Annotated in this window: 11 protein-coding genes; 1 reads left to right on the top strand and 10 read right to left on the bottom strand. The window is 52.2% G+C overall.

All coding sequences use genetic code 11. From position 1 onward, the window contains the following. Nucleotides 1-57 precede the first annotated feature (57 nt). The 5 genes from AC0LWF_RS15645 to AC0LWF_RS15625 all read right to left on the bottom strand — a co-directional run bounded on the left by AC0LWF_RS15645 (nt 58) and on the right by AC0LWF_RS15625 (nt 4,797). A complete protein-coding gene (locus AC0LWF_RS15645; RefSeq protein ID WP_474652462.1) occupies nt 58-663 on the bottom strand; it encodes a hypothetical protein in 606 nt (201 codons plus the stop codon). A 156-nt stretch (nt 664-819) separates the two neighbouring features. Beyond that, nucleotides 820-1,617, bottom strand: coding sequence for a phytanoyl-CoA dioxygenase family protein (locus tag AC0LWF_RS15640; protein ID WP_474652461.1), 798 nt, complete (start codon nt 1,615-1,617; stop codon nt 820-822). Between the two features lie 167 nt (nt 1,618-1,784). Further along, the gene (locus AC0LWF_RS15635) at nt 1,785-2,750 is read right to left on the bottom strand and encodes an aldolase catalytic domain-containing protein (RefSeq protein ID WP_474652460.1); all 966 of its coding nucleotides are present in this window, start codon (nt 2,748-2,750) and stop codon (nt 1,785-1,787) included. A gap of 146 nt (nt 2,751-2,896) precedes the next feature. After that, nucleotides 2,897-4,276: a class II fumarate hydratase gene (fumC, locus tag AC0LWF_RS15630; RefSeq protein ID WP_474652459.1), complete on the bottom strand. Its 1,380-nt coding sequence runs from the start codon at nt 4,274-4,276 to the stop codon at nt 2,897-2,899. Between the two features lie 107 nt (nt 4,277-4,383). Continuing rightward, nucleotides 4,384-4,797 carry an acyl-CoA thioesterase gene (locus AC0LWF_RS15625; RefSeq protein ID WP_474652458.1) on the bottom strand — a complete coding sequence of 138 codons (414 nt, stop codon included), beginning with the start codon at nt 4,795-4,797 and terminating at the stop codon, nt 4,384-4,386. Between the two features lie 151 nt (nt 4,798-4,948). Here AC0LWF_RS15625 and AC0LWF_RS15620 point away from each other — a divergent pair, with 151 nt between their 5' ends. Continuing rightward, the gene (locus AC0LWF_RS15620; protein WP_474652457.1) at nt 4,949-5,503 is read left to right on the top strand and encodes a DUF402 domain-containing protein; all 555 of its coding nucleotides are present in this window, start codon (nt 4,949-4,951) and stop codon (nt 5,501-5,503) included. Between the two features lie 308 nt (nt 5,504-5,811). On the opposite strand, the gene dgoD is transcribed toward AC0LWF_RS15620, so the two are convergent. The 5 genes from dgoD to AC0LWF_RS15595 form a co-directional block, all read right to left on the bottom strand. Then, a complete protein-coding gene (gene dgoD, locus AC0LWF_RS15615) occupies nt 5,812-6,945 on the bottom strand; it encodes a galactonate dehydratase (protein ID WP_474652456.1) in 1,134 nt (377 codons plus the stop codon). Between the two features lie 56 nt (nt 6,946-7,001). Then, nucleotides 7,002-7,778 (bottom strand): SDR family NAD(P)-dependent oxidoreductase, encoded by a 777-nt coding sequence (locus AC0LWF_RS15610; RefSeq protein ID WP_474652455.1) that lies wholly within the window; start codon nt 7,776-7,778, stop codon nt 7,002-7,004. A gap of 9 nt (nt 7,779-7,787) precedes the next feature. Beyond that, the gene (locus AC0LWF_RS15605; protein WP_474652454.1) at nt 7,788-9,140 is read right to left on the bottom strand and encodes a carbohydrate ABC transporter permease; all 1,353 of its coding nucleotides are present in this window, start codon (nt 9,138-9,140) and stop codon (nt 7,788-7,790) included. Between the two features lie 48 nt (nt 9,141-9,188). Beyond that, on the bottom strand, nt 9,189-10,100 hold the full coding sequence (locus AC0LWF_RS15600; RefSeq protein WP_474652453.1) for a carbohydrate ABC transporter permease: 912 nt from the start codon (nt 10,098-10,100) through the stop codon (nt 9,189-9,191). A gap of 91 nt (nt 10,101-10,191) precedes the next feature. Continuing rightward, a complete protein-coding gene (locus AC0LWF_RS15595) occupies nt 10,192-11,682 on the bottom strand; it encodes a sugar ABC transporter substrate-binding protein (protein ID WP_474652452.1) in 1,491 nt (496 codons plus the stop codon). Between the last annotated feature and the right edge of the window lie 260 nt (nt 11,683-11,942).

The raw sequence follows: 11,942 nt of genomic DNA, 5'->3' as shown, positions 1-11,942 counted from the left end.
CAAGGCCACGCAAATGACGTGGCTTTGAGGTCCTTCTTCTTCGGAGATCTAACTTATTTAAGCTTCCAATACACGCTTAGCCGCTTCACAGGTATAGTCAAACAGCTCTAGCAGCTCTAGATGCTGCACATATTCAATCGCGCTTCTGGTCTCCTCCGAGAGCGCTCCGCTCTCCTGCAGCGCAACCATGCTCGTAAATGCATTTGGGTTCCAGCGCACCTGCTGCTTCATAAGAAGCAAGGCGTCACGGATCTGTCCGTCTGGCAGATCGCCAAGAACGACGCTGTGCTGGATCCAATCTGCTACCCGCACCTGCAGCTTCTCCATCGCGGGATGAGCGCCTGCTTGGCTGAACCAATAGTTCGCGTTCGAGTAATCGCCTTCCATACGGTGCATAATGCCGTGCCAGTAAGCGCCTGTCGCGTCATCCTCAATTTCCTGCGACTGCGAATGCGAAGCGTCCAAATTATCATTGAGCAGATACATTCCTGCCCGAAGCGCGATAAGCGCAGCCTCGGCAGCTCTTGTCTTTAATGTTGTTTCAAGCGGCAAGTCCGCAATTTGATCATCGAGCGCTGAGTCCCACGCAAGCTTCGGCGACAATGCCGGCAAAGTATGGCGTGCTTCCAAACGCCCCTTGATTAGCGCTAATGTATTCTCCATGTCACAGCCACTCCCTCTCAACTTCAGTAACGCCAATCATGGTATAGAATGGACTTTATTGTAATGGAACCCCTACCAAATTTCAATACGGACGTGCAAAAGAGTCGAATCATATAAAAACAGCACGGAATTGCTCCGTGCTGTCCTTCGATAAGTTCACCCGTACGGCCCGCGCGGATGAAAGCCCATCAGCCGCTTCAGCCTCGGGTTTCCTTCCACAAGGTTTATCACTTCCTGCGGCATCACATAGTTGATAAAAGGATAAAATCGCTGCGAAACCCAACGTCTGCCGTATGTGACTTGCTGGACTTGCCGGACTCGGTCGCTTTCATTTTTGGCGCCGCGATGCCAGGTTTGGCCGTTGAAGTATAGTACATCTCCCTTGCGTGCCAGAATCGATACGGGGCCCTGGCCATTGTAGTATGGCGTCTCCTTCGGAGAAGCCGGATGCCTGCCGCTGCGATGGCTGCCCGGCACAAGCTGTGTCGGCCCCATATCCTCCGTTACATCCGTCAGGTAGTACATGGCGCTGAACATGAAGCACGGCATCGTAATGCGCGGATCGAGCTCAGCGTCCTCCGGAATCGGGAAGAACAAATCTTCATCCACATGCCAGAAATCAATGCCTGTACCCGGTGTCGTATAGAGCGCGTTGTTCGAGAACATGTGGCAGTTCGCGCCAAGCACGGCTTCTGCAAACTCCACAGTCGGCGACTTATTGATGAGCTGGAGGAAGATTTCGCCTCGCTCGAACATTTTGGTCCGCAGATTGGCGCCATATCCGTCCGGTTCTGTCGTCTCGAAGATATGTTGATGCTGCCGCCGAAGCTCATCCGCTTCCTCTTCGCTTAGTACGTTACGTACCAGCGTGAAGCCATCCCGGTTGAACTGCTCGATATGCTGCTGCAAATCCACCGAGTCTAAGCTTGTCCCCCGCTTGGTTTCATCATTCATCTGTATCTGGGCCTCCTGATAAGGTTTGCTTTATTCGCTTTATTCGCTTGATTCGAACGGAGTCTCTATTACGTGTATGTGGGAAATCAACGAAGCATGACCGCACACGAAAAAGACGACAAAAGGTCTATCGCCTTCTGCCGTCTCGTGTTGGATATGTGATTAGATTACTTGCTGTGCAGCACTTCCGGTGTCGTCAGCTTGTCGTAGAAATCGACTGCTTTATCTTTGTCCGCGGAGTCACGAAGCGCCATCGCCGAGCGAGGGTGCTCATCCAGCATGCCAGTAATCATGTAAGGAATAATGTAGCCCCACTCTTCTTTCTCACGGAGTGGAATCATATATTTCTCGATCATGTCCAGAACTGGACGCACGTTGTACTTCGTATTCTTCAAGTGAGCAACGAGCAGCTCAGTTGGGCAGTTACCCGCTGCACGGCCCATGCCGTATACGGAAGCGTCGAGGAACTCTACGCCCTTCTCAACGGAGATAAGCGTGTTCGCGAATGCCAGTTGCATGTTGTTGTGCGTATGCACACCAAGACGCTTGCTTGGCAAGTACTTCTGGAATTTGCTAACCAGGTAGTTGAAGTCATTCGGATCCAAGCTGCCGTACGAGTCTACAACATAAACCACGTCTACGACACTTGCTTCGATCAGTTCAAACGCTTCAAGCAGCTGGTTCTCCATAACGTTGGAGAGCGCCATAATATTGAGTGTTGTTTCATAACCACGCTCGTGGAATACGTTAACAAGCTCAAGCGCCTTAGGCACGTCTTGAATGTAGCAAGCAACACGGATCAGATCGAGCATACTCTCTTCACGAGGCAAAATATCATTCTCGTCTACACGGCCGATATCGACGAGCGCCGACAGCTTCGTGTTCAGCTTCTGCGGAATGACTTTACGCAAGAAGTCGTCATCCAGGAAACGCCAAGGACCTGCGCCTTCAGCACCTTTGAGCAGCTTCGGCGAGTTCTTGTAGCCGATTTCCATATACTCAACGCCAGCTTCATTCAACGAATTGTATAAGTGCTGAACGAACTCTACGCTGAAATCCCAGTTATTGACGAGTCCGCCATCGCGGATCGTACAGTCGACGATTTTGCAGTTACTTTTCTTCGAAGCATTCATAGCACGATAGTCTCCTTTGCAGCCAGATCTTTTCTAACCATAATACTTGATATTGGCTATGAACGCAAAGTCAATTTGTCAGATTTGCACGAATTATTAGCATAACCCAATTAGAAAATTTTGTTTCATGCTAGCAGTAGAGAATGCTAAACCATATCCTCCGCACGAACGACTTCGTCGAATTTCTCTGCCGCAATGAGCCCGCTCCGAATCGCAGCCTCTCGCAGCGTCAGGCCTTCCTTATGCGCCGCCTTGGCAATTGCAGCCGCATTCTCGTAGCCGATGTGCGGATTCAGCGCGGTTACGAGCATAAGCGACTCGCTAAGATGGCGGGCAATGGCCTCGCGGTTCGGTTCAATGCCGCGAGCGCAATGCTCATCGAAGGAGCGTATCGCGTCGCTCAGCAGCCTCGCCGACTGCAGGAAATTGTGAATGATGACCGGCTTGAATACGTTCAGCTCGAAATTGCCTTGGCTTGCCGCGAACCCGATCGTCGCATCGTTCCCCATTATTTGACAAGCGACCATCGTTATCGCTTCACATTGCGTCGGATTAACTTTCCCCGGCATGATGGAGCTGCCTGGCTCATTCTCTGGAATCCGAATTTCTCCGATGCCGCAGCGCGGGCCGCTCGACAGCCAGCGGACGTCGTTGGCGATCTTCATCAGATCCGCCGCCAGTGCCTTAAAGGCGCCATGCACGAAGACGATCTCGTCATGGCTCGTTAGCGCTTGGAACTTGTTCGGCGCGCTGATGAAGCCTTTGCCTGTGAGATCGCTGATCGCTGCAGCGACTTTCTCGCTGAATCCCGGCGGGGCGTTCAGCCCTGTGCCAACAGCCGTACCGCCAATCGCCAGCTCGCGCAGCTCCTCGAGGCTTTGCTTCACGTTGCGCTCACCTTTCTCGAGCATGCGCACCCAGCCGCTAATCTCCTGCCCAAGCGTGAGCGGAGTCGCGTCTTGCAGATGCGTGCGCCCAATCTTGATAATGTCGGCGAACGCTTGGCTCTTCTCCGCGAGCGTTGCCTTCAGCTCCGCTATCGCCGGAAGTACGGCGTCTTCTACCGCGATAAGCGCTGCGATATGCATCGCCGTCGGGAATGTGTCGTTCGAGCTCTGGGAGCGGTTCACGTCATCGTTCGGATGTACAGCCGCGTCCGTCGCGCCTTGCTCCTGGAGCAGCTGGGCTGCTCGGCGGGCAATGACTTCATTCACATTCATATTGGACTGCGTGCCGCTGCCTGTCTGCCATACGGAGAGCGGAAAATCCTCCAACCACTTCCCTGCGATTACTTCGTCAGCGGCAGCCGCGATCGCTTCCGCCTTCTTCGCATCCAGCTTGCCAAGTCCACTGTTGACGGTTGCTGCCGCTTTCTTCAAGAACGCGAATGCGGTGATAAGCTCCCGCGGCATCTTTTCTGTGCCAATCTTAAAATGGTGCAGGCTGCGCTCGGTCTGAGCGCCCCACATCCGGTTCGCATCTACGGCAATTTCACCCATGGAGTCTCGCTCCATCCGGTAGTCCATCGTTGATTCCTCCTTCGGTCTTCCGTGTTCGGTCTTCGGTCCGATCCATCTCTATAGCCTATGAAAAAGGCGATGCCGTGTAGCATCGCCCTCTGTTCCATGATTTCCTATTTCTCCGGCTCCGATACGGCCTCGAATTGACTTCGCAGCACTTGCGGCAGCTCCCGGCTCTTGCGCGTGTCCACATCCATCGTGACGCTCGTCACGAGCGCATCGGCGCACAGCTCCCCGCGGTCATTCATGATCCGCTGCTTCAGCACGTAGCTTGTGCGGCCGGCCTGCTCCGGCGATGTCGTGACAGTCAGCTTATCGCCTTGCTTGCACTCTTTGCGGTAATTGATGTTAATGTTAACGGTCACCGTTTGAATGCCCATCCCAAGGAATACGTTATAGTGCAGTTCAGCCTGCTCGTACCATTCTTCTCTTCCCCACTCCAAATATTCGAGATACTTGGCGTTATTCACATGCCCGTTCACATCAATCTCCGTGGAACGGACGATTAGCTCTAGGTTCGCTTCCATTGCAGATCACATGCTCCTTTGCCCGCCGTTTCGTTGCCTTCATGTTAGCGAGAAGCAGGTCAGTTGTCAAAATTTACAATGTTCTATTGCTGCCGCTTTCTTCCAGAGATAGGATAGATAGAATGACTACCTACCTATTGGAGGTGCACCTATGGATTTGCGAATCTTTTGGAATCATGTCGGAAGAGAGCATGGCGGATTGGACTATACCGATGACATACGGAAAAACACACCTGAGGTTGTTCAGCAAGCGCTAGATCTTAAAGTAAAGCGTGCTCGTAACTATCGTAACCGTTTTATTAGATATGATGAGACCACATTAATCGAACTTCCAGCACCAGATAACGATGACAACTTTATTATTATTTATTGCATAGATAGAGGACTTCAGTTCTCAATGAATCACAAACAAAGATATCCATGGTGGTTAATTGATGTTGTAGAAATTCAGGAAGTACAACCCGGCTTCTTCTGCGTCTACGACCTGTTTATCGATATCTCAGTGAACGTCGATGGCAGTTATCATGTTATGGATATGGACGAGTTCGAGTTAGGGCTAAGCTTGGGAGTAACGCCACCTGAGCAGGTATCATGCAGCTTGAAGTCTCTGCATAGCGTTCTGTCTGAACTCAATTCACGAACCTTCCCTGATGATAAGCTGAAAAGAATACAAGAACAGTATATGAAGCAGCAGGTTACGCCATAGCTTGCCACTGCTGCCTCTGTAACGTAACGGGATGTGACAGCGCTTATTTGAACAAAAATCATCCTTCTGGAGATCTAGCGGTTGTCAGATGACTTATTTGGCCCTAATCGAGGCAGTCTGCTGCTAAAATCGCTAAATAACGTAGCTGACAACCGTTAAAATTTAAAAAGAGCTACGTGAGCTAAATAGCGTGCGTGGCATCCGTTAGCGGATCTGCGAGGAGTCTTGTAGTCAAAGGGCAGTTTCAGTCGAATACAAAATAAACCGCCCCCTCTCTACTAGAGAGGGGGCGGCCTTATTCTACTCCATTACCACTCCGCGAACGAGCCGTCATCGTACGCGAGGCGAGGCGTATCCCAGTCCCCGCCGAAGCTGCGTTCGATGAGCGCTTCTTCATTGATTTCGATACCAAGTCCCGGCCCTTGCGGAATCGCGACATGACCGTCGATCACTTCGAACGGCTTCTTCAGATAGCCTTCGCCAAGATCCCACTTCTCCGCCATCGATGGATGCTCTTGAATGAGGAAGTTCGGCGTGCACGCATCAAGCTGCAAGCAGGACGCGAGCGAGATCGGCCCGAGCGGATTGTGCGGCGCGATGGACGCGTAGTAAGTCTCCGCCATGGCGGCGATTTTGCGGCCTTCGAAGATGCCGCCGGCATGGCACAGATCCGGCTGCACGATCGCGACTGCGCCTTTCTCCAGCGCTTCTCGGAAGCCCCAGCGCGTGAACAGCCGCTCGCCTGTCGCGATCGGAATGCTCGTCGATTGCGCGACGCGCAGCAATTGATCGACGTTCTCCGGCAAGCACGGCTCCTCGATGAACATCGGATAATACGGCTCCAGCGCAGCCGCCAATCGAATCGCCATCGCCGGGCTGACTCGCCCGTGGAAGTCAATTGCAATATCGACGCCGCTGCCAACCGCTTCGCGCGCAGCCGCGAACTTGTTCACTTGGCTCTCCACGAAGGCGAGCGAATCCACGTTGCGCACAGGCGCATCGACGCCGGTCTTGATTGCGTCAAAGCCCGCCGCGACCCGCTTCTTCGCGTTCTCCGCGAACTCCTCAGGCGTTGCGCCTCCGCAGTGGCAGTACATGCGGATCTTATCGCGCACGCGGCCGCCGAGCATCTCATAGACAGGCAAGTTGTAGAACTTGCCTTTAATATCCCACAATGCTTGCTCAATGCCGCTGATCGCGCTGACGAGCACAGGACCGCCGCGGTAGAACGTACCGCGGTACATCACTTGCCAGTGATGCTCAATACGCAGCGGATCTTCGCCGATCAGATAGCGCTTCAGCTCTTCAATTGCCGTCGCAACGGTCAGGGCGCGACCCTCAACAATCGGCTCACCCCAGCCCACGATCCCCTCGTCGGTCTCAATCTTCAGGAACAGCCAGCGAGGCTTGACATGGTAGAGCTTCATTTCTGTTATTTTCACAATTCGGATCTCCTTTGCTTCATATTGACTTTGACCAAGCTGCATCCGTCGTACCGTTAGCCGTTATGGCCCTTCTCCGCCCACACCGGAAGCAGAGCGCCGCCATCCATATAGATCGTCGTTCCCGTCATATAGCCCGCGCTGTCGGAGGCTAGAAACACCGCCGCCTCTCCAACCTCCCGCGGTGTGCAGAACCGTCCCATCGGAATGCGCGAGGAGATGTTCTCGATCATTTTCTGCACGCGTTCGCTTCCATCCGCCCAGCTATTCTTCGTATAGCCAGGGGCAATGCCGACGACCCGAATGCCGTGCGGAGCAAGATCCAGCGCCATGTTCTTCGCGAGCTTGTTCACCGCAGCCTTCGACGCCGCGTACACCGTCGAGTTCGCCCAGTTGCCCTCTGCATGATTCGAGCTGATATGAATGATGACGCCGCGAGTACCCTGCTTCACCATCAGCCGCGCCGCATGCTGCGAGCAGAAGTACAAGCCGCGAAAGTCGGTGTGTACCACCTCGTCGAACAGCTCTGGAGACGTCTCGAGGAACGGCTTCATCCGCGTAATGCCCGAATTGTTCACGAGGACGTCGAGCCTTCCGAACCGACTCTCCACCTGCTCGATGAGCGAAGCGACGTTGTCCAGATCGGCAATGTTCGCTTGCACCGCCTCTGCCTTGACGCCAAGCCCGCGCAGCTGCTCGACGACTTCCTCCGCCTGATCAGCGCTCTTGTTATAGTTGACGCACACGTCGTAACCAGCTTCGGCAAAAGCATGCGCAATCCCTTTGCCAATACCGCGTCCCGAACCGGTTACTAAAGCCACTTTACGTTCCAAAGCGATCTCCTACCCTTTGAGCCCTGTGAAAGAAACGCCTTTCTCAATCAGCTTCTGACAGGACGTAATGATAAGCATAAGCGGAATCGTTGCGATAACGAGACTTGACATAATGACGTTGGATCCTAGACTTCTCCGCTGCTGGAAGTCATTCAGAGCAACGGTAAACGTCCACACATCCTGCGTCCGCGCAACGACGAGCGGCCACAAAAATTCATTCCATACCGCGATGAACGTCATAACGGCAACAACGGTGAAGATCGGCGCCGACATCGGCACCACAATGCGGTAGAAGATCTTGATCTCGCTGGCACCGTCAATACGGCCTGCTTGCAGAAGCTCGCCGGGCAGCTGCTCGAAGAATCCTTTGAACAGGAAGATAACAATCCCCCAAGCGGTATGCGGCAAAATAATGCCCCACAGCGTATTGACCAAATGCAGCTTATCCATCGTGAGATAGAGCGGAACGAGAATCGCAATCTCCGGGATCATGATCGTCGCGACGAAGAAGAGAGTCAGCCAGCCGCCGAGGCTTTTGCGAACGAGATGCGCAAGCGCATAGCCTGCCGTACCGCCGATAATGAGCTGCAAAATAATCGTTAGCCCAGTAACGATGACGCTGTTCAGCAAGAAGTGCGGGAAGCCGTAAGATGCGGTACCCGTCTTGCTTTCCGCGCCGCCGGTCATCTCCCATAGCACGATATAGTTGTCGAACAGCCGCTTCCAGTCGCTTACTTCGCCGATAGTCAGCACTTTGCCCTTGACCACTTTGGACTCGGACAGCCATTTCAATGCATTAGTCGCCTGCTCAGGCAGCGCTGCGGCAATCGTCGTATCCCCGCTGTACTTGCCGCCATCACCTTTGTAATCGAAAGTCGTCAGCTTAAGGTTATGAATTTTTTGCAGCTTGTTCTTCATAATCGCATGAGTGGCGATCATCGTCGGGACAATCTCAGATCGTCCCACCGTAAACTTATATGCAGGCATGGATGCTTTATAGACGACGACGCCGTCTTTAACGCCTGTAATCTTCATCGCACCGACAGCTTCGTTCTGCATTCGTTTCCAGGTGAACCAGATCGCTTCCATCGCATCTAGCTCGTAGTCGGCCTTTTTCAAATCCGTGCCGTCATAATTCAACGTTACGCTGACCGTCTTCGGCACCTCTGGAACCCATGTCGGAGGAAACTTATAGATAGAGATGTTGTCCTTCATCGACGAACTGATCATCCAGACCAGCGGCACGATCGACGATAGGATGAAAATAATAGCAACCGTGTAAGAGACGATCTTGACGGAGAGTCCGCCTTTCTCCTTAATACGTCCGCGTCTAGCCATGAGCTGCTCCTTCCTGCTTCGCAAATCTCGCAAATCTCCTAATTCTCGCAGATCTCGCAATTCGCGTAAGCTCTAATCCCGATTCGATATCTTAATCTGCACATACGTAATAATTGCAATAATGGCGAACATGACGAATGAGATCGCGCCTGCCACCCCAAAGCGGAATTCTTTGAAGGAGCTGTTGAAGACGAGCATGGAGAGCGTCCGCGTGCTGTTCGCAGGACCGCCGCCTGTCATGATGTACATCGGGTCGAACGTTAAGAAGACGCCGGATATAAACGAAATAAATTGAATGCCAATAATGAATTTCAGGCTTGGGAATACAATTGAACGCATCCGGCGCCATGGACCTGCACCGTCAATCTTAGCCGCTTCGATATTCTCGCTTGGAATGCCTTGCAATGCGGAATAGTAGATGAGCATACCCATTCCTGTCGCGAACACGCCTGGCAGTACGATCGACCACTTTGCCGTAGCAGGATCATTGAGCCACCCATAAGGACCAAGACCGATGAAGTGAAGCAGATAGTTCAGTAAGCCGTAATCCGGATTATAGAGCCACTTCCACAGCAGGTAGCCGGCAACCGCCGGAACCGCCGTCGGCAGCAAGTACAAGGAGCGGAGCGTCTTGCTCGCGAATTTGATCTCGTTCAGCAGCACCGCCTGTACAATCGGCACCCAGAACGTAAGGATGAAATAAATAAAGAAGAACGCGAACGTGTTCTTGAGCGCATTCCAGAACTCGGTCGAATGGATCAAATACTTATAGTTATCCAGCCAGACGAACTTGCCCGGCGGGTTGATGACTTTATAATCGAAGAAGCCCATATAGACGGCTTGAATGAGCGGATAGTACTTGAACAGCAAAAAACAAACAATCGCCGGAGTCAGGAAAGCGACCGATGTCCAGGAGATCTTAAACCTTGAACGGGTTCTGACCCGCACTTGCATCTGAGGCTGCTGCTCTATAGCTGTTTTCAACGTATTGACCCCTCCCTTCGAAATGGCAGGCGGAGCAGCGCAGCTAGCACCTAAAGTGCCCGCCGATCGACTCCGCCTTTGTTACGCTGCCTTATTTCTTCACGGATGCGTTATACGCATCGACAACTTCTTTTTGCGCCGCATCTTGCGCTTCCTGGAGGAGCTGCTTCGGATCTGATTTCTCATCTGTCAGCGCTTTTTGAACCGCTTTAACGACATATGGAGTCAGACGCTCTTTCAGGAAGTACTCGAGATGCGTGTCGGATGCTGCTTTGTTCGCGGCCGCTACAAGCTCAGGCGAGATGTCTTTCGCGAATTGCGAAGGATCCACGTCGCTGCGAACGGACAGCAGGTTCGGGAACATACCGTTGTCTTGCTGGAATGTGAGATATTTCTCAGCTACTTCTTTGGAGTTCATGTAAGTGATGTATTTCCAAGCTGCGTCCTGCTTCTCTTTGGAAGTCTTCGGATTGATAATCCAGTAAGCGCCGCCGATTTGGCCTGGGCCTTTGCCGCCAGGACCTACCGGATATGGAGCAAAGCCTACATCGTTCAGATCCATGCCTTGCGCAACGTAGTCGCCGAAGCCGCCGGATGCTGCATTCGACATGGCCGCTCGACCTTGGAAAATATCGTTCATATTATCCTGGTAGCTTTGGAGCACGTTGTTTTGTACGATTTTATACTTCCATTTGAGATCTTTATAGAATTGCAGCGCTTGAACCGAAGGATCTTCGGTGAACGCCAATTGCACTTTGCCGTCGTCATTCACATGCGTCAGATCGCCGCCTGCTTGCCATACATAGTACTCGAACCACCAGTCCGCCCATTCCATACCAAGCAGCGTAATGCCGTACTGCTTCTTGGACGTATTCGTCAGCTTCTGGCCGAATTCAACCAGCTGATCCCAGTTCGCAGGAGGCGTATCACGGTCAAGCCCCGCTGCTTCGAACATCTTCTTGTTCCAGAACAAGCCGGTTACGTAAATATCGTGCGGAATGCCGTATACTTTGCCGTCAATTGTACCTGCTTGCATCGAAGATGCAATAAATTTATCTTTGTCCTCATAACTATCCCAGTAAGGAGTCAAGTCAAGAGCAAGACCTTGGCCTACCCAGTCTCCAATGATCGGGAAGTGAGCCGCGTGGTACGCATCCGGGCCGTTGCCGCCCGCCATCGCCGTTACGAATACTTCACGGTCGTTCGTGCCTTGCGGCATCAATTCGTGCTTCACTTTAATGCCCGGATTCGCCGTTTCGAAATCAGCAAACACTTCTTCTTTCACTGATTTCATCGTATCGTCCGGATTCGGCTGATCCCATACTGTAATGTCGACAGTACCGCCGCTTGCAGCTGCGTTATCTGTAGCTGCCGCATTATCCGATGTGTTGTTTGTCGTCGCATTCGTGTTCGAAGAGTCGTTCGTCGTTGCAGTATTGTCCGTCGTGCCAGAGTTATTGCTTGTATCCGAGCTAGTATTGTTGTTGCCGTTATTGCCGCCCCCACAAGCTGAAACGATGAGCATTAAGACGAGAACAATTGCCAAGCTTGACCATGTTCTGAACTTCAACTTGTTCTTCAATTGACTGCCTCCCTCGAATGATTATCTCATTTACAACTCAAGTATAGGCTCGAATGATAGCGCTTTCTATGTAATATCTTAACATTCGGTTAGCAATATTTTAAGCAACTTCTAGAGTAGGGAACGCCTAAAGCGTAAACGGCTGGCACCGTCCTTCGGCGGTAAAGCTAACGTTTCGCGGTGAAATATAAGACAGACGTATAAGGTGAGACTTATACGTTCTTATATTTTAAAAAAAGGAAACCATCTGAATTTGTCGA

It is taken from the genome of Paenibacillus sp. sgz302114 (genome assembly GCF_056120345.1).
Note: the sequence above shows the minus strand (reverse complement) of the source record. Positions and strands in the feature narration are given on the sequence as shown.

Excerpts from the sequence above, each read along its gene's own strand:
- AC0LWF_RS15645 (WP_474652462.1), bottom strand. The coding sequence starts at position 663 with ATGGAGAATACATTAGCGCTAATCAAGGGGCGTTTGGAAGCACGCCAT.
- AC0LWF_RS15640 (WP_474652461.1), bottom strand. The coding sequence starts at position 1,617 with ATGAATGATGAAACCAAGCGGGGGACAAGCTTAGACTCGGTGGATTTG.
- AC0LWF_RS15635 (WP_474652460.1), bottom strand. The coding sequence starts at position 2,750 with ATGAATGCTTCGAAGAAAAGTAACTGCAAAATCGTCGACTGTACGATC.
- fumC (WP_474652459.1), bottom strand. The coding sequence starts at position 4,276 with ATGGACTACCGGATGGAGCGAGACTCCATGGGTGAAATTGCCGTAGAT.
- AC0LWF_RS15625 (WP_474652458.1), bottom strand. The coding sequence starts at position 4,797 with ATGGAAGCGAACCTAGAGCTAATCGTCCGTTCCACGGAGATTGATGTG.
- AC0LWF_RS15620 (WP_474652457.1), top strand. The coding sequence starts at position 4,949 with ATGGATTTGCGAATCTTTTGGAATCATGTCGGAAGAGAGCATGGCGGA.